This window comes from Bradyrhizobium guangzhouense (assembly GCF_004114955.1).
In the GTDB taxonomy this organism is placed as follows: domain Bacteria; phylum Pseudomonadota; class Alphaproteobacteria; order Rhizobiales; family Xanthobacteraceae; genus Bradyrhizobium; species Bradyrhizobium guangzhouense.
Window position 1 is genome coordinate 233,193 of the sequence record NZ_CP030053.1, and the last position, 17,337, is coordinate 250,529.

Genomic DNA, 17,337 nt, shown 5'->3' on the forward strand with positions numbered 1-17,337 from the left:
CGTGCTAACCGCCGGGAACGATCAGTGGGTGGAAGGATTCGTCCGGCAGGAGTTGATCTCGATGCTGATGATGAAAGAACGACGGCCGGCGATCCGGACGCTGCGCGGGTGGGCGATCGAAGTCCTGCGGGAGGCTGGCGCCATCCACGAATGCGAGGAGCATGGCTGGGCGCGCGACCGGGCGGACCCCCACGCGCGCGAGCGGGCCGTCGATCTCGCCCGTCGGCATCCGCCGGCCGGCACCTCGGGGGACCAGGCCGCCGCCGAGGTCCGTGACGTGCTCGATTCCATCGGCGATACCTGCCCGGAGTGTCCGCCCGACTCCTCGGGCTAGGGCGATCGATTTCCCCGGCCGGCGATCCCGGCCCTTGCGCGCGTCCAGCATCCTCCGGTAGCACCGACGGCCGATCGTAATTTGCGCGAATCGTGTGCATCGGGTGTAGCAGCGGGGATGGCGATCGGCGCGGGGGAAGCGACATGGCCAAGCAGCGGAATCTATCCGACGCAGAAATCGGCATCGTGAAGGCGATGCTCCGCAAGGGTTGGCGGAACGACGTCATCCACTTCTACTTCAACAAGCCGGACCGGCTGATCAGTTCGGGGCGCATCACCCAGATCAAGAAGGGCAAGTACGGGGCATCTGTAGAGGAGGCGCTGCCGGAAGATCTCGAGGCGTTCCTGTCGGCCTGGCAGGATCCGGAGGCAAAAGCGCCCCCGGCGCCTTCTCCGGTCGACCTGCGCATTCTCCGCTCGATGTTCGTCCGCGAAGCCGGCACGTGGCGTCTGGCGGGCGGCGAGACCGATCGCACCGAATGCAAGGCAGGATTCCGGCTTCAGCCGGAGGATCGCTTCTCGAAAGCGCTGCGTGCGATAGCAGGGCTGGCCAACAACAAGGGAGGCTACTTGCTGTTCGGAGTTACGGACGCAACGTTCCACGCCGACGGGCTCGCGGACGACGTCTTCACGAAGTCGGACATCTCGCTCCTCAACAGGATCCTGGTGGGAGCCCTCGATCCCGTCCCTCACGTGACGAAGGGGCTCATCGAGCTCGGCGGCAAGCAGGTCGGCGTGCTGTACGTGGAGAAGCACGACCACGGTCCCGTCATCGCCATCAAGAACGTCGGTCAGGACGTCAAGGAAGGGGGCATCTACTTCCGCTACGTCGGGGAAACCCGCCTGATCAAGGCGGGCGAGCTCAGGCAGATTATCGCCGCGCGCGAGCAGCGGGCCGTCGCGGAGTTCAGCGCTCGAATGAACCGGGTCGCGATAGGCAAGGAAGCGACGATCGATCTCGACTCCGGCGAGGTCGCTGGCACCAGCGGCAAATTCCTCATCGACAAATCCCTGCTTGCGAGCATCCAGTTCGTGCGGGAAGGCGAATTCGACGAGAAGAAGGGCGCGCCGGCGCTCAGGCTGATCGGCGACGTCGAGCCGGTTTCGGAGGTCGAAAGGGAGCGGACGAAGGTCATCCGCGAGAACGTCACGCCCGACGCCGTCGTCCGCAATTTCCTGCGGATCGAAAAGGTCGCCGAACCAATGCAGTACATCCACTTCCAGGCTCACGCTCAGCGGAAGTGGTTTCCCGTGTGGTTCTACATCGACCAGGCCGGATCGACCGCCGCCGAGGTCGCAGAAGATCTTCGCAAACAGGTCGCCACCTATCCGTCGTCGCGCAACGCACTGGTCGACCGGCTCTCGGGAAAGGATTCGGCATTTCGCCAGTCGACGGGGAAGGCCGAAGCACTGCGCGTGAAGCTGGCGAGGGGAGAGATCAAGGCACCGGCCGACATCGATGAAGACGTCGTTTTCGCGGCGGCGGTGCAGGCTCTGCCGACGACGGTGAAGCCGAAGGATCTGGAGACCATCCGGAAGATCCTTCTGGACTGTCTCGATCGGGCTCAGGATTCGGACCCGCGAAGCAGCAATCGCCGCGGAGCCATCTACCGGGCAGCATGCCGGCTAGACGAACTGATCTACGCGAAGAAGAAGTAACGAAGATCAGGCCGACTTTCGCCGCGCCCTCGCAGCCGGCCTCTTCGCGGCGGTCTCCTTCGCCGGCTTCTTGCCGGCGATCGGCATCAGCATTTCCTTCTGGCCGGCAGCCGCCTTTCGCGGCTTCTTGGCCCCCTTCTTGGGAGCAGCCTTGGTCTCGGTCACCGCGCCGCCGACGCTCTTGCGCAGCGCGTCCATCAGGTCGACGACGTTCTCGCCGCGCGGACGCTCCTTCGGCGTGATCGGCTTGCCGGCCCGCTTCTGGTTGATGAGATCGACCAGGGCGGTTTCGTACTGGTCCTCGAACTTGTCGGGCTCGAAGTTGCCGGCCTTCTGCTGGACGATATGCCTGGCCAGATCGAGCATGTCCTTGGTGACTTTGACGTCGTCGATCTCGTCGAAATACTCCTTCGGATCGCGGACCTCATAGGGGTACCGCAGCAGCGTCCCCATCAGCCCCTTGTCGAGCGGCTCCAGCGCGATGATGTGCTCGCGGTTCGTCAGCACGACCCGTCCGATCGCGACCTTGTCCATCTCCCGGATGGTCTCGCGGATCACCGCGAAGGCGTCGTGACCGACCTTGCCGTCCGGACGCAGGTAGTAGGGGCGGATCAGGTAGCGCGGATCGATGTCGGTCTTGTCGACGAACTCGTCGATCTCGATGGTGCGGGTGGATTCCAGGGCGACATTCTCGAGTTCTTCTTTGGTTACCTCGATGAAGGTGTCGGTATCGACCTTGTAGCCCTTGACGATGTCCTCGTTCGGGACCTCGTCGCCGGTGTCGGCGTCGACCTTGAGATATTTGATCCGGTGGCCGGTCGCCCTGTTTAGTTGGTTGAACGAGATCTTTTCGCTCTCCGAGGTCGCCGGATACAGCGCCACCGGACACGTGACGAGCGACAGGCGAAGGAAGCCTTTCCAGTTGGCGCGAGGGGCCATTAACGCGGTACTCCGGATGGACGGTCGGCTGGATTCAAGACGAACGGGACAGCATGGTTCCGACACGTCCGGTGGAAGAATCTGGACCCGCTGCGGCCCGAACCGGCCCGAGGCCCCCTGAACCCGTCCCACACCTTCGAAAAGGCCGTGAATCGCCTGAAATCCGGGTACCTCGTGGAGCTTTTGTGTGCGAGATACCGAACGAGCGAGCGAATCCAACCCAACTGACGCGATGCTATCGACCCCGATGGATCTGGCGGCCATGGCCGAGGCACTCGACCGGTCGGGCGATTTCCGGGTGCTGCGACGCTTGGTCGCCCGGCCCCCGTACACGCCGACCGTCGGGCAGGAAGTTCGGACCGCCGTCGTTCTCGACACCGAGACCACCGGCCTCGATCATCGCAAGGACGAGGTCATCGAACTCGGCATGGTCAAGTTCGACTACACGGCGGACGGGCGGATCGTCGGCGTCAGAGACACGTTCTCGGCCTTCAACGAACCGTCCGCTCCGATCCCGCCCGAGATCACTGCGATCACGGGCATCACCCATGCGATGGTCGCCGGCCAACGGATCGACGATGCCGCCATCTCCGCGTTTGTCGACGACGCCGTCATCACGATCGCGCATAACAGCGGTTTCGATCGCAAATTTGCAGAACGATACTGGCCGGTCTTCGAAGACATCGCCTGGGGCTGCAGCGCGACCGAGGTCGACTGGCGCTCGCACGGCTTCGCGGGCGCGCAGCTCGGCTACCTGCTCAACGGTGCGGGTTACTTCCACCAGGCGCACCGGGCGGTCGACGATTGCCACGCCTTGTTGGAGATTCTCGCCCTCGATCTGCCAGCGACCGGCGCGCCGGCGCTTGCGCTGCTGCTCGAGAACGCCCGCAAGCCGACGATGCGGGTCTGGGCCGAGCAATCGCCGTTCGAGCTTAAGGACTCGCTGAAGCAGCGCGGCTACCGCTGGAACGACGGCAGCGACGGGAGGCCGAAGTCGTGGTTCATCGACGTCGACGAGGCCGTCCTCGACGACGAGATCGCGTTCCTGCGGACCGAGATCTACATGAGCGACGTCGAGCCCGGCGTGCAGCGGCTGACCGCCTTCACGCGCTTTTCCAACCGCGTCTAAGAAGGCGGCAGCGTGCTCGACGCCCCGATCGCGGGCATTACCGCCCGAGACGCTTCTCGACCCGCTTACGGGCGTTGCCGGTCATCCGGTCTGGAGGTCATGACCAGATTCACCCTGCCTCAGGCAGCCTGTCCATGGGATAGAGGAAGCTTCCCGCACCAGGCGTGTAGGGCTCCCTTCCCATGCGGACCGCGTGTTCCGGATCATCCGTATAGATTTTATCGCAAATGAAATATCGCTGCGTTTTTTCGTCAATTTTGGATTCGATGGTTCTTATCCAGGTCATCGGTCCGACGGGCATCTCTGTCGGCTTACCCGGGAGCTCTACGACGACCGCGATTGAATGAGAGGAGAAACGCACCTCGACGAACACGGTGCGAATCCTTTGTATAATCAGACGCCTGAGGTTGACGCGTTCCTCGTCGGAGGCGCTATCGAGACGGCGAGCAAACGCGCGAGCTTCCGCCCAGGACGATCTAGTTTCCGGCAGATTCGCCCGCGACAACTCCGCCTTGGCGGCAAGATCTCGATCCCGTTCGGCGGCCGCGATCTCGGCCCTGAGCGTTTTGATCTTCGAATCGAAAACGGGATCGTCTTCGTGATCTTTGCTATCGGCCAGAAAATCGACCACGCGCTTCTGCTTCCGCACCAAGTCTTGGATCAACAGATCATAGTCCCTTGAGGACTGTCTTGTCGGTTCGGCGCCCCCCACGACGGTCTGCTCAAGCACCGCCTTGTCCAGGCGGCGGAAGAGGGACCGTTCCACAAGTTCGTTTTTCCAAAGTCGTGTGAGTGTGCAGCCGCCGCTCCGCGCCGCGTTTGAACAGAGGAAGTAACGGCCACCACGGGGCGGTTTTCCCTTGTTCACGAACATCATGCGGGCGCCGCAGGTACAGCGGGCTATCGAACGAATGAGGTTAGCCGCCTCGGCGTGCGGTCGTCCGGCGGCGTCGGTTCGTCTTCGCCTCATGGCCGCGTTCGCTCTTTGCCAAAGGTCCTCGTCTATGACGCACGGATAATAGCCTTGGATAACCGGGCCGTCGGGGAGCCGCTTGCCCTTCCGGTTACGCTTGTGCGGCTGGTATTCGCCAAGCACGGCTCGACCGGTCAGGATTTTTGCGATGGATGAGGGCTGCCACGGCTTCTTTGACTTGAACGACCACCTTTCCTCGGCATTCAGTCGTTTAGCGATCATGCGGCGACCGTAGCCGTTCGCGGTCTCTTCGAAAATTCGCTTTACGATTCCGATGTGCCCGTTTGGCTCGAACCATCGTCGCCCTGCGTCGTCGCGTTTTGCATCGAGCCAGGCCGGAACGCGGTCCGTCAGTTTTTCGGAATTTTTGTCTCTGGCTTTCCGCCGTTTCTCCTCCCAGGCCTCGGCGACTCGCTCTCCCTTGCGCTGAGACTCCTCATGGGCTCTCGCCATGATGGACAGACTGCCGAACAGGTCGTACGTGTCCTTGTCCAAGGAATCCTTGGTGTACTCCCGGCCGTCCATCAGCGTGACGATCCGGATGCCCGCGTTGATGATATTCAGAAAATCCGGAAGCACTTCGCTCACCTGCTGGCGAGAGAACCGGTCCAGAGATTCGATGACTAGAGCCGAGCCTGGGTAAATCTTTTTCGCCTTCACGAGAGCAAGGAACTCTCCGAGCCGCCCCTTCGTCGTGTTCTTGCCGCGGAAGGCCGAAATGCCCCGGTCTTCCAGGACTTCAACGATTTGATAACCGTTTTTGTCCGCCCACTTCGAAGCTCCAGCGGATTGCCGCCGGAGAGAATCTCCCTTGGCTTGCTCCGGAGACGAAAAACGGATGTAGCTGTACGCTGAAGGCTTCATAAGTATATGGTGACATCAATACTTTGCTCACCAGTAAATGTAGCGCAATCTTCTGATGATCGGCGCGCCTGGTGCCGGCAAATCCATGCTGGCCGCGCGCCTGCCCTCGATCCTGCCGCCGCTGTCGCCGAGCGAACTGCTCGAGGTCTCGATGATCGCCTCCGTCGCCGGCGAGATCGAAGGCGGCGCGCTGACATCGCGGCGGCCGTTTCGCTCGCCGCATCATTCCGCCAGCATGGCCGCGCTCACCGGTGGCGGCGCGCGGGCAAAGCCCGGCGAGATCTCGCTGGCGCATCAGGGCGTGCTGTTCCTCGACGAGCTGCCGGAGTTCGATCCGCGCGTGCTGGATTCGCTGCGCCAGCCCTTGGAGAATGGCGAGGTCTCGGTGTCGCGCGCCAATCACCGCGTCACCTACCCTGCCCGCTTCATGCTGGTCGCTGCGATGAATCCCTGCCGCTGCGGCAATGCGTTCGAGCCGGGCTATGCCTGCAAGCGCGGCCGCATCGACCGCTGCACCGGCGATTACCAGGCGCGCATCTCCGGCCCGCTGATGGACCGCATCGATCTACGCATCGAAGTCCCGGCGGTGACCGCGGCCGATCTGATCCTGCCGCCGCCGACCGAAGGCTCCGCTGAAGTCGCCGCGCGCGTGGCGGCGGCGCGCGACATCCAGCTCGCGCGCTACGCCAGTGCGGGCCTGCCGCAGGTCCGCACCAATGCCGAGGCGCCGGCGTCGGTGCTCGAAGACATCGCAAGGCCCGACGCGCAGGGGCAAAAGCTGCTGCGCGACGCCGCCGAAACGATGCGGCTGTCGGCGCGCGGCTATCACCGCGTGTTGCGGGTGGCACGCACGCTCGCCGACCTCGACGGCGCGGACAAGATCGGCCGGCTGCATCTGGCCGAAGCGCTGTCCTACCGCGCACTCGCAGAGGATGTGCGGCAGCTCGCCTGATCATCCCGCGCATCAACCCGGTGGTAACGAGTTTCCTTTACGCTCTGCAAACCATAAGGCCCACAAGTTCCCGTACGGGGCCGGCGAGTAGAGTGTCATGTTGCGTTTCAAGATCCTGGCCTCAGTGGTTCCCCTGTTGGCGGCTGCGGTGTTCGCCCGCAGCGAGATCGGATCGGTCTCGCATCCCTGCATCGCCATCGGCGACACCTCGGTCGAGCTCACCTCCTTGTTCTGGACGGCCGGCCTCCAGGTCGCCTTCACCGACGATCCGGCGCAGGCCACGGTCCGGGTGCAGATCACCGATGACGCCGACGCCGCCGACTTCGCCGTCGTCGACGACGGGGCGAGCGACGAGCCCGGCGCCTGCCAGGGCAACCCATCCACACATCTGGTCGCGATTTCCGGGCAAGGCGGCGCTGATCATCCGACGGTCTATCTGAGCACCGAAGGCCCGGCCGATTATCGCATCTATGTCCGCTCGAGGACGTTTTCGCAGAAGGAAGCGGCAGCCCTGATCGTCGCCGCCCGCGGTGGCCACCGCCATCTCCAGGCCGCCTCGCTCTGAGGCTTTAACACCTCGTCAACTCTGTTTCGAGGCCGCCCCAAGGCCTCAAGCTGTTCGCAAGGTCGGCGGGACATCGTCGCTCGAAGCGGTCAGGGGTTTAAGGGTCGGTGGCAATGGATCGGACGTTCCGGATCAAGGTGCGCATGCGCCGTTTCAGGCGCCGCCACCCGAAGGTTGCCTTTGCCATCCGCTCCTTCATGATCTTCTCGGCGACGTTCGGCGGCGCCTACGGCTTCGTCACCGGCAGCCGCGCGCCAAATTCCGGCTACGATCCCAATGCGTTTGCGATCGGCGCGAGCTTCCTGTTCGCGCTGGCCTGCCTCGGCCTTGCCACGCTGAGCATGCGGCTGCGCTTCGTCGCCAGGCGGATGCGCAAGCTCTCCGCCCACAACGAGGCGCTGATCGACCGCAATTGGGAGCTGAAGGAAGCCGAAGAGCGCGCCCGCAGCCTGTTCGAATCGCAGGGCGACCTGATCGTGCTGCGCGACCATCAGGGCCGCATCACCTTCGCCAACGACGCCTATTGCGCGCTGGCCGGGCAGGCGCGCAGCGCGCTGGTCGGCACGCGGTTCGATTTCGACGTGCTGGAGCAAGGCGACAGCGCGCGCGAGGCGAGCGGCACGCGCATCCATGACCAGAAGATCGCAACACCCGTCGGGGCGCGCTGGGTCGCCTGGCGCGAGGGCTTGGTGCGGCATGATGCCGGCCAGCCCGCCGAGCTGCAAAGCGTGGGGCGCGACGTCACCGACCGAACCGAGACCGAGCGTGCGCTGTCCGATGCCCGCGACCAGGCCGACGCCGCCAACCGCGCCAAATCGCGCTTCCTCGCGATGGCCTCGCACGAGATCCGCACGCCCCTGAACGGCATCATCGGCATGGGCGGCCTGCTGCTCGACACCAATCTGACGCCGGAACAGACGACCTACGCGAGAGCCGTGAAAACATCGGGCGAAGCGCTGATGGCGCTGATCGAGGAGCTGCTCGACTATTCCAAGATCGAAGCCGGCAAGCTCGATCTCGAGCAGCGGCCTTTCGCGCTCTCGACCCTGATCGAAGAGGTGACTGAGCTGCTGGCACCGCGTGCGCAGGCCAAGAGGCTCGAGATCGCAGCATATGTTGACGAACGTCTCCCGCTGGAAGTCGTCGGCGATGCCGCCCGGCTACGCCAGGTGCTGCTCAATCTCGCGGGCAACGCCATCAAGTTCACCGCATCGGGCGGCGTGGCGCTGATCGTCGAGCCCGGCATCTGGCCGAACGAGATCAGCTTCCTGGTTCGCGACACCGGCATCGGAATCGCGCCCGAGGCGCAGTCGCGCATCTTCCGCGAATTCGAGCAGGCCGACGACCGCGTCGCCCGCACCTATGGCGGCACCGGACTTGGCCTTGCCATCAGCGAGCGCATCGTCAAGCGCATGGGTGGCCGTATCACGCTCACCAGCGAGCCCGGCAAGGGCTCGACCTTCGAGGTCGCCATTCCACTCGGCTTTTCGCAAGGCGACGCCGGACGAACGGCATTCCCAAGCCCTGATCTATCAGGCAAGTCCGTCCTTTTGGTCGCCGACGGCATCGAAGCGTCGCTAATCGCGCGCCGGCTGGAGCGCTGGGGCGGCCAGACCTGCCTGGTCGCAGATGCGGCGGTGGCCGAAGCGCTGCTGCCGGAGCGCTCCTGGCATGCGGTGCTGATCGATCGTGCGCTCGGCGCTGCCATTGCCGATCGCGTGGGCGAAGCCGCCCGCGCCCACGCGACGCAGCGCCTGGTGCTGCTGACGCCGAGCTCGCGTCATGAAAAGCTCTCGCCTGATTTCACCGGCTTCCTGGTCAAGCCGCTGCGTGCCGCCTCCCTCGCCGCGCGCCTTGCGCTGACGCCGGAGGTCGCCTCGCCCGATCTCGCGCCGGAGCCTTTCGAGACGGCGCCGGTCAGAGCGCCTGCGGGCGGCCTATCGATCCTCGTCGCCGAGGACAACGAGATCAACGCGCTGCTGATGCGCTCGCTGCTCACCAAGCTCGGCCACCGCGTCGTCATCGCGGTTCATGGCGAGGCCGCGCTGGAATCCTGGCTTGCGGCCAGCTCCGCCGGCACGCCCTATGATCTGGTTCTGATGGACATCCAGATGCCGCAGCTCGACGGCATCGAGGCGACCAAGCGCATCCGCGCCCACGAGGCCGCCAGCGGCGGCCAGCACACGCCGATCCTCGCGCTCACCGCGAACACGCTGGTGGAAGATCGCTACGCCTGCTTCGAGGCCGGCATGAACGGATTTCTGATCAAGCCGCTCGACCGCGAGAAGCTGGACGAGGCGCTGGCGGCGCTCGCCGCGGCGCGGCAGCTCGCGGTATAGTGGCAAGCAATGGTGCCGTAGGGTTGGTTAGCCCAAGCGGATGCGCAAAGCGCATCTGCTTGGCGTAACCCACCCTACCGACCGTCACAGCCTTCGCAGCGCCACGCTCTCCACTGCGTGATCCGCGCCCTTCTTCAGGATCAGCGTCGCACGCGGGCGCGTCGGCAAGATGTTGTCCTCGAGATTGGCGAGGTTGGTGCGCTCCCAGATCGCGGTGGCGGTGGCGATGGCCTCCTCGTCCGACAACAGCGCATAACGGTTGAAATAGGACTTTGGATTGGTGAACGCGGTGTCGCGCAGCGCCAGGAAGCGCTTGATGTACCAGCGCCGCAGCGCTTCCTCGTCGGCGTCGATATAGACCGAAAAGTCGAAGAAGTCGGAGACGACGGGCACCGCCTTGCCGTCACGCGGCAGCTTGCCGGTCTGCAGCACATTGACGCCCTCGACGATCAGGATGTCGGGCTGGTCGACCTCCGCCCATTCGTTCGGCACGATGTCGTAGGTCAAATGCGAATAAACCGGCGAGCGCACGTGACGCCGTCCGGACTTGATATCGGACAGGAAGCTGAGCAGCAGCGGCAGGTCGTAGCTCTCCGGAAAGCCCTTCTTTTGGAGGATGCCTTGCTGCTCGAGCAGAGCCTTCGGGTAAAGAAAGCCGTCGGTGGTGATCAGCTCGACCTTCGGACGCGGCGACCAGCGCGCCAGCAGCGCCTGGAGCACGCGGGCTGTGGTCGACTTCCCGACCGCGACGGAACCGGCAACGCCGATGATATAGGGCACCTTGCGGTCCCTGATGTTGAGGAACTGCCGCTCGGCGTAGTAGAGGCGCTGCATCGCATCGACATAGATCGACAGCAGGCGCGACAGCGGCAGATAAATGTCCTCGACTTCCTTGAAATCGAGGCGGTCGTGCAGCGAGCGCAGCCGGTCGAACTCGCCCGGCTCCAGCGTCATCGGCGTATCGTCGCGCAATCGCGCCCATTCCTCGCGCGTGTAGACACGGTAGGGATTATATTGCTGCTCGGGTGCGCGGATATCCATAACGCGACCTTTCCGTAGAGAGCTCGGCTAGTTGCTCTTGCGAGACGCTTTCTCTTCCAACCCGGACATGTTCGTCCGCTTGTCCAGCACGGACTCTACCTCTTCCAACTTTACGCCGCGCGCCTTGAGCAGCACAAGGAAGTGATAGAGCAGGTCGGCACTTTCGGCGATCAGATGCGCGCGATCGTTTTCGACTGCTGCGATTACGGTTTCGACTGCTTCCTCACCGAACTTCTTGGCGCAATGTTCGGCGCCCTTGTCGAGGAGCTTGCGGGTATAGGAGGCCTCGCCACCGGAGGCCGCACGGGCGTCGATGGTTTGGGCGAGGTCATGGATCGTGAAACGCGGCATACGGAATACTCAGAACATATCCGGCCAAAGGCCAATCCCCGCCGGCCTATTTAGCATTTTTGCGAACGGGAGTCCTCAGGCATCCATGCGCATGGGCAGACCACGCCGCGCCATGTGCTCCTTGGCTTCACGGATGGTGAATTCCCCGAAATGGAAGATGGAGGCGGCCAGCACGGCGGTGGCGTGGCCGTCGCGGATCCCATCGACGAGGTGGTCGAGATTGCCGACGCCGCCCGAGGCGATCACGGGAACGGGAACACTGTCGGCGATCGCCCGGGTCAGCGGGATATCAAAACCCTGCCGGGTGCCGTCGCGATCCATCGAGGTGAGCAGAATTTCTCCAGCGCCGAGCGAAACCACTTCCTGGGCATACTCGATGGCGTCGATACCGGTCGAGTTGCGGCCGCCATGGGTAAAGATCTCCCAGCGGTCACCACCCGGGCGCTTGACCCGCTTGGCATCGATCGCGACGACGACGCACTGCTCGCCGAATTTTTCGGCAGCTTCCTTGACGAACTCGCGCCGCGACACCGCGGCGCTGTTGATCGAGACCTTGTCCGCACCGGCGCGCAGCAGCGTCTTGATGTCGCCGACCTCGCGCACGCCGCCACCAACGGTGACGGGCATGAAGCAGGCCTCCGCCGTTCGCCTGACGACGTCGAGCATGATGCCGCGGTTCTCATGGGTCGCGGTGATGTCGAGGAAAGTGAGCTCATCGGCGCCGGCAGCGTCATAGGCGATCGCGGCTTCGACGGGATCGCCGGCATCGCGGAGGTCGACGAAGTTGACGCCCTTGACGACTCGGCCGTCCTTGACGTCGAGGCAGGGGATCACGCGCACCTTGAACATGTGTCAGCTCCTGCGCGCGTCGCGGATCAAGGTGAGGGCGGCGGCGGGATCGAGCCGGCCGTCATAGAGCGCGCGGCCGGCAATCGCGCCGGCGAGCTTTTTGGCGCGTGGCGTCAACATCGCTTTCACGTCCTCGATCGAGGCGAGGCCGCCGGAAGCAATCACGGGAATCGAGATCGCATCCGCCAACGCGATGGTCGCGTCGAGGTTCAGACCCTTGAGCAGGCCGTCGCGCGCGATGTCGGTAAAGATGATGGCGGCAACGCCGGCATCCTCGAAACGCTTCGCGATCTCCAGCACCGTGACCTGCGAGGTCTCGGCCCAGCCTTCGACCGCGACCTTGCCGTCGCGCGCGTCGAGGCCGACAGCGACGCGGCCAGGGAATTTCTTCGCCGCCGCCTTCACCAATTCCGGATCGCGCACCGCAGCGGTCCCAATGATGACGCGGGTGATGCCTTTCTCAAGCCAGGCTTCGACGGTCGCGAGATCGCGAATGCCGCCGCCAAGCTGCACCGGGATCTTGATCGTCTTCAGCATCGCCTCGACGGCTTGCGCATTGACAGGCTTGCCGGCAAAGGCACCGTCGAGGTCGACGACGTGGAGATAGTCAAATCCCTGCGTGACGAAGCTCTGCGCTTGAGCTGCGGGATCGAGATTGAAAACGGTGGCGCGCGCCATGTCCCCTTGCTCGAGGCGCACGCACTGGCCGTTCTTGAGATCGATGGCAGGAAAGAGGATCACGGTTTCCATCGCAAAAAGTTCGAGATCAACGCGAGGCCGAAGCGCTGGCTCTTCTCGGGGTGAAACTGCGTGCCGATGGCGGTGTCCTTGCCGACGATCGCGGTGACGGGACCACCGTAATCGGCGCGCGCGAGGACATCAGCCTCATTGGCCGCGTTGAGGTGATAGGAGTGCACGAAATAGGCGTGCTGGCCCTTGGCGCCGAGCGGCAGCTTTTGCAGGACCGGGTGCTCGCGCAAGACGTCGAGCGTGTTCCAGCCCATGTGCGGGATCTTCAGGCTCTCGTCACGCGGCGTGATCTTCTCGACGTCGCCGCCGATCCAGTTCAGGCCTTGCGTGATGACGTGCTCCTTGCCGCGGCTCGCCATCAGCTGCATGCCGACGCAGATGCCGAAGAACGGCCGCGCCTTGACGCGCACGGCTTCGGTGATCGCCTCGACCATGCCGTTGACCGCATCGAGCCCTCGGCGGCAATCGGCGAAGGCGCCGACACCCGGCAGCACCAGCCGATCGGCCTCATAGGCCTGATCGGGATCGCTGGTGACGAAGACTTTCTGCGGATTCTCCAGGCTGCGCGCGGCGCGCTCGAAGGCCTTGGCGGCGGAATGCAGGTTCCCGGAACCGTAATCGATGATGGCGACGCTCATCTTGATGACCCTCCCGGTTCTGGAAACAATCCAATGATGCCGCCGGCCGGAATCGGCGGGTTCGAAAATGGCTGGCCCGGCACGCTGCGGGTCGGCGGCGGACCACCGCGATCAACGGCCCATTGATCGTTGACGATGCCGCGCTGTGACTTGCTCCAGCGCTCGAAGAAGCGGCGCTCGGCGGTGTCCTCGTCATCGGCGACGACGACGTCGAGCTGACGCCATCTGCCGCGCGACAACGTCCAGCGGCGCAGGCTCGAAGCCTCGAAACCCATCAGCAGCGCGACGATGCAGTTGGCGAAGAAGATCGAGCTGCGGCCGAGACCGAGGCTGTGCAGGGCGGCATCGAAGGCGGCGAGGAAGACGATCCAGCCGATCAGCGCCAGCCATAGCCTGTTCCAGGCCAACCAGAGCGGACCAAAGATCATCGCCCAGAAATGGAAACCGTCGCGCACGAACACGAACTTGTCGGTCGCGCGCAGATCGGCCCCGCCGGGGGAGGGAGCATGAACTGTGTAGACAGGCATTTTCGATGCCCCGTTCTCGAGAATTGAGTAGAAGCCGCCGGCAGCGCCTGGCCACCGAGACAGAGAGGTCAGCCGCCGAGCGAGCCCTTGGTGGAGGGGATTTCGCCCGCCGCCTTGGGATCGATCGCAACCGCGGTGCGCAGCGCCCGCGCCAGGCCCTTGAAGCAGGACTCGGCGATATGGTGGCTGTTATCGCCATATAGGGTCTCGACGTGGAGAGTCACCCCGGCGTTGATGGCGAAGGCCTGGAACCACTCGCGCACCAGCTCGGTATCGAACTCACCAATCTTGTGGCGGGGGAATTCGGCCTTGAACACCAGGAACGGACGACCCGAGATGTCGATGACCACGCGCGTCAGCGTCTCGTCCATAGGCATGTGCACGCCGGCGTAGCGGGTGATGCCCGCCATGTTGCCAAGCGCCTGCTTGACCGCCTGGCCGAGCGCGATGCCGGTGTCTTCGGTGGTATGGTGATAGTCAATGTGCAGATCGCCCGCCGCCTTGACCGTGAGGTCGATGCGGGAATGGCGGGCGAGGAGATCGAGCATATGGTCGAAAAAGCCGATGCCGGTCGCGATATTGGCCACGCCCGTACCATCGAGGTTCACGGTGACCTCGATCTCGGTTTCCTTGGTCTTGCGCTTGATCGTCGCGGTGCGCATTGAAAGCTTTCGCTTATTTTTGAGCATGATCTTGCCCGGAAAACCGGTACTCACTTTTCCGGATCATGCTCGGGGCCGAAAACGCCAGTCTCTTAACAGCCAAATGACGCCTTCGCTACTGCGGGAACGGCCGGCCGGGCCTCTACTTCTGCCTATGGTGAGCGAATTGGGCCCGGAACGGCCCGTTGTGCCCTTAGCTCCGACCGCCTAAATCAGGCGGGACAACGAGGGTTATGATGCAGGATTCCCAGAACAGCTCGCCGGTCTGGCACGGCACCACGATTTTGACGGTCCGCAAGGGCGGCAAGGTGGTGATCGGCGGCGACGGCCAGGTCTCGATCGGCCAGACCGTGATCAAGTCCAATGCCAAGAAGGTCCGCAAACTCGGCAAGGGCGACGTGATCGGCGGCTTTGCCGGTGCGACCGCCGACGCTTTCACCCTGTTTGAGCGGCTGGAGAGCAAGCTCGAGCAATATCCGGGGCAGCTGACCCGGGCGGCCGTGGAACTCGCCAAGGACTGGCGCACCGACCGCTATTTGCGGCGGCTGGAGGCCATGATGATCGTGGCCGACAAGGACGTCTCCCTGGTGCTGACAGGCACCGGCGACGTGCTCGAGCCCGAGGCCGGGGTGATGGCGATCGGCTCCGGCGGCAATTACGCGCTGGCCGCAGCCCGCGCCCTTGTTGACACCGACAAGGACGCCGAGACCATCGTCCGCCGCTCCCTCGACATCGCTGCCGACATCTGCGTCTACACCAACCGCAACGTCACCATCGAAGCGCTGACGGCCGGCTAAGGGATGAGTTCGGCTCACAGCGCCAGCCCGCCGCGAACCGCGATACCGCCGATCGCCTTCCTCGGCATCGCGCTGCTGCTGCTGGCGCTGCAGGCCTCGATCCTGTTTGCGATGGGGCGGGTGCCGATCTGCACCTGCGGCTATGTCAAGCTCTGGCACGGCGTGGTGAACAGCTCCGAGAACTCCCAGCACATCGCCGATTGGTACAGCTTCTCGCACGTGCTGCACGGCTTCCTGTTCTATGGATTGACGTGGCTGTTGTTCTCCCGACGCTTGACCTGGCCGGCACGGCTCATCATCGCGATGCTGGTCGAGGGCGCCTGGGAGATCGTCGAGAACTCGCCCTTCATCATCGAGCGCTACCGCGCCGGCACGATCTCGCTGGATTATTACGGCGACAGCATCGTCAATTCGGTCTCGGACACGTTGTTCATGGTGCTGGGGTTCCTCGCCGCGCGCGTGCTGCCTGTCAGCGCCACCGTCGCGCTCGGACTCGCCTTCGAGATCATGCTGGCGCTGCATATTCGCGACAATCTGACGCTCAATATCCTGATGCTGATTCATCCGATCGAGGCCGTGAAGCAATGGCAATCCGGCCCGCCGATCATTTGATGACCCAAAAAGCGGCTTGTCCCAGCCGGCTTCTGATCCTAGCTAAGGTGCCATGACAGACTTCTCTCCCCGCGAAATCGTTTCCGAACTCGACCGTTTCATCGTCGGCCAGGGCGACGCCAAGCGCGCCGTCTCGATCGCGCTGCGCAACCGCTGGCGCCGGCAGCAGCTCACGGGCTCGCTGCGCGAAGAGGTGCTGCCCAAGAACATCCTGATGATCGGCCCCACCGGCGTCGGCAAGACGGAAATCGCACGCCGCCTCGCCAAGCTGGCCAACGCGCCGTTCCTGAAGGTGGAAGCCACGAAATTCACCGAGGTCGGCTATGTCGGCCGCGACGTCGAGCAGATCGTGCGCGATCTCGTCGAGGTCGCGATCGCCCAGGTCCGCGAGCGCAAGCGCAAGGATGTGCAGGCCCGTGCCCAGCTCGCCGCCGAGGAGCGCGTGCTCGATGCGCTGGTCGGCGCCAATGCGAGCTCGGCGACGCGCGAGTCCTTCCGCAAGAAGCTGCGCGCGGGTGAACTGAACGACAAGGAAATCGAGATCGAGACGCAGTCCTCGGGCTCGGGCATGCCGATGTTCGAGATCCCGGGCATGCCGGGCGCGCAGATGGGCACCATCTCGATCGGCGACATCTTCGGCAAGCTGGGCGGCCGCAGCAAGACGCGGCGGCTGACGGTCGAGGGCTCGCACGAGATCCTCGTCAACGAGGAATCCGACAAACTGCTGGACACCGACCAGCTGACGCTCGAGGCGATCGGCGCGGTCGAGAACAACGGCATCGTCTTTCTCGACGAGATCGACAAGATCTGCGCCCGCGAAGGCCGCGCCGCCGGCGACGTCTCGCGCGAGGGCGTGCAGCGCGATCTTTTGCCGCTGATCGAGGGCACCACGGTCTCGACCAAGCACGGCGCGGTCAAGACCGACCACATCCTGTTCATCGCCTCGGGCGCCTTCCACGTCGCCAAGCCGTCCGACCTGCTGCCGGAGCTGCAGGGCCGCCTGCCGATCCGCGTCGAATTGCAGGCGCTGACCCGCGACGACATGCGCCGCATCCTGACCGAGCCCGAAGCCTCGCTGATCAAGCAATATGTCGCCTTGATGCAGACCGAGGGCGTGACCCTCGACATCACCGACAGCGCCGTCGATGCGCTCGCCGACGTCGCGGTCGCCGTCAACTCGACCGTCGAGAATATCGGCGCAAGGCGGCTCCAGACGGTCATGGAGCGGGTGCTGGACGAAATCTCCTTCACCGCTCCCGACCGCAACGGCGAGACCGTCCGGGTCGACGCCGATTTCGTGCAGAAACACGTCGGCGACCTCGCCAAGAACGCCGATCTGAGCCGGTTCATTTTGTAA

The 17,337-nt window shown here is 64.2% G+C and carries 17 protein-coding genes and 1 pseudogene; 9 read left to right on the plus strand and 9 right to left on the minus strand.

Translation table 11 applies throughout. From position 1 onward, the window contains the following. The first annotated feature begins 61 nt into the window (after positions 1 to 61). Positions 62 to 334 carry a hypothetical protein gene (locus tag XH91_RS01135; RefSeq protein WP_128948886.1) on the plus strand — a complete coding sequence of 91 codons (273 nt, stop codon included), beginning with the start codon at positions 62 to 64 and terminating at the stop codon, positions 332 to 334. Positions 335 to 477: 143 nt separating this feature from the next. Then, entirely contained in the window at positions 478 to 1,992 is a 1,515-nt protein-coding gene (locus XH91_RS01140) for an AlbA family DNA-binding domain-containing protein (protein ID WP_128948887.1), read from the plus strand. Positions 1,993 to 1,998: 6 nt separating this feature from the next. Here XH91_RS01140 and ku read toward each other — a convergent pair whose 3' ends face one another. Continuing rightward, positions 1,999 to 2,931, minus strand: coding sequence for a non-homologous end joining protein Ku (ku, locus tag XH91_RS01145; RefSeq protein ID WP_128948888.1), 933 nt, complete (start codon positions 2,929 to 2,931; stop codon positions 1,999 to 2,001). Positions 2,932 to 3,163: 232 nt separating this feature from the next. Between ku and XH91_RS01150 the strand changes: the two genes are divergently transcribed. Next, positions 3,164 to 4,060 carry a 3'-5' exonuclease gene (locus XH91_RS01150; RefSeq protein WP_128948889.1) on the plus strand — a complete coding sequence of 299 codons (897 nt, stop codon included), beginning with the start codon at positions 3,164 to 3,166 and terminating at the stop codon, positions 4,058 to 4,060. Positions 4,061 to 4,169: 109 nt separating this feature from the next. On the opposite strand, the gene XH91_RS01155 is transcribed toward XH91_RS01150, so the two are convergent. Then, positions 4,170 to 5,897 carry a recombinase family protein gene (locus XH91_RS01155; protein ID WP_128948890.1) on the minus strand — a complete coding sequence of 576 codons (1,728 nt, stop codon included), beginning with the start codon at positions 5,895 to 5,897 and terminating at the stop codon, positions 4,170 to 4,172. Positions 5,898 to 5,943: 46 nt separating this feature from the next. On the opposite strand from XH91_RS01155, the pseudogene XH91_RS01160 reads away from it, so the two are divergent. The 3 genes and pseudogenes from XH91_RS01160 to XH91_RS01170 all read left to right on the plus strand — a co-directional run. Next, positions 5,944 to 6,849: pseudogene (locus XH91_RS01160) on the plus strand (YifB family Mg chelatase-like AAA ATPase); the annotation flags it as partial. Between the two features lie 97 nt (positions 6,850 to 6,946). Next, positions 6,947 to 7,414 (plus strand): hypothetical protein, encoded by a 468-nt coding sequence (locus tag XH91_RS01165; RefSeq protein WP_128948892.1) that lies wholly within the window; start codon positions 6,947 to 6,949, stop codon positions 7,412 to 7,414. 113 nt (positions 7,415 to 7,527) lie between these two features. Continuing rightward, positions 7,528 to 9,753, plus strand: coding sequence for an ATP-binding protein (locus XH91_RS01170; RefSeq protein ID WP_164933946.1), 2,226 nt, complete (start codon positions 7,528 to 7,530; stop codon positions 9,751 to 9,753). A gap of 84 nt (positions 9,754 to 9,837) precedes the next feature. Here the strand turns inward: XH91_RS01170 and coaA are convergent, their stop codons facing one another. From coaA to hisB, 7 genes are all read right to left on the minus strand, one after another. After that, positions 9,838 to 10,794 carry a type I pantothenate kinase gene (gene coaA, locus XH91_RS01175; RefSeq protein WP_128948894.1) on the minus strand — a complete coding sequence of 319 codons (957 nt, stop codon included), beginning with the start codon at positions 10,792 to 10,794 and terminating at the stop codon, positions 9,838 to 9,840. A 27-nt stretch (positions 10,795 to 10,821) separates the two neighbouring features. Next, positions 10,822 to 11,145 (minus strand): phosphoribosyl-ATP diphosphatase, encoded by a 324-nt coding sequence (locus XH91_RS01180; RefSeq protein ID WP_128948895.1) that lies wholly within the window; start codon positions 11,143 to 11,145, stop codon positions 10,822 to 10,824. A gap of 75 nt (positions 11,146 to 11,220) precedes the next feature. Further along, positions 11,221 to 11,994 carry an imidazole glycerol phosphate synthase subunit HisF gene (gene hisF, locus XH91_RS01185; RefSeq protein ID WP_128948896.1) on the minus strand — a complete coding sequence of 258 codons (774 nt, stop codon included), beginning with the start codon at positions 11,992 to 11,994 and terminating at the stop codon, positions 11,221 to 11,223. 3 nt (positions 11,995 to 11,997) lie between these two features. Continuing rightward, positions 11,998 to 12,735, minus strand: coding sequence for a 1-(5-phosphoribosyl)-5-[(5-phosphoribosylamino)methylideneamino]imidazole-4-carboxamide isomerase (hisA, locus tag XH91_RS01190; protein WP_128948897.1), 738 nt, complete (start codon positions 12,733 to 12,735; stop codon positions 11,998 to 12,000). Next, entirely contained in the window at positions 12,732 to 13,382 is a 651-nt protein-coding gene (hisH, locus tag XH91_RS01195; protein WP_128948898.1) for an imidazole glycerol phosphate synthase subunit HisH, read from the minus strand. The genes hisA and hisH overlap by 4 nt, the downstream gene beginning before the upstream one ends. Next, a complete protein-coding gene (locus XH91_RS01200) occupies positions 13,379 to 13,909 on the minus strand; it encodes a DUF2628 domain-containing protein (RefSeq protein ID WP_128948899.1) in 531 nt (176 codons plus the stop codon). Before XH91_RS01200 ends, hisH begins: the two co-directional genes overlap by 4 nt. Positions 13,910 to 13,977: 68 nt before the next feature. After that, positions 13,978 to 14,571: an imidazoleglycerol-phosphate dehydratase HisB gene (gene hisB / locus XH91_RS01205; RefSeq protein ID WP_128948900.1), complete on the minus strand. Its 594-nt coding sequence runs from the start codon at positions 14,569 to 14,571 to the stop codon at positions 13,978 to 13,980. Between the two features lie 236 nt (positions 14,572 to 14,807). Between hisB and hslV the strand changes: the two genes are divergently transcribed. From hslV to hslU, 3 genes are read left to right on the plus strand one after another with little or no spacing between them, the layout of a single operon-like run. Next, entirely contained in the window at positions 14,808 to 15,368 is a 561-nt protein-coding gene (gene hslV / locus XH91_RS01210; RefSeq protein WP_128948901.1) for an ATP-dependent protease subunit HslV, read from the plus strand. Positions 15,369 to 15,371: 3 nt separating this feature from the next. Next, positions 15,372 to 15,980 (plus strand): DUF2585 domain-containing protein, encoded by a 609-nt coding sequence (locus XH91_RS01215; protein ID WP_128948902.1) that lies wholly within the window; start codon positions 15,372 to 15,374, stop codon positions 15,978 to 15,980. 52 nt (positions 15,981 to 16,032) lie between these two features. After that, positions 16,033 to 17,337: an ATP-dependent protease ATPase subunit HslU gene (hslU, locus tag XH91_RS01220; RefSeq protein WP_128948903.1), complete on the plus strand. Its 1,305-nt coding sequence runs from the start codon at positions 16,033 to 16,035 to the stop codon at positions 17,335 to 17,337.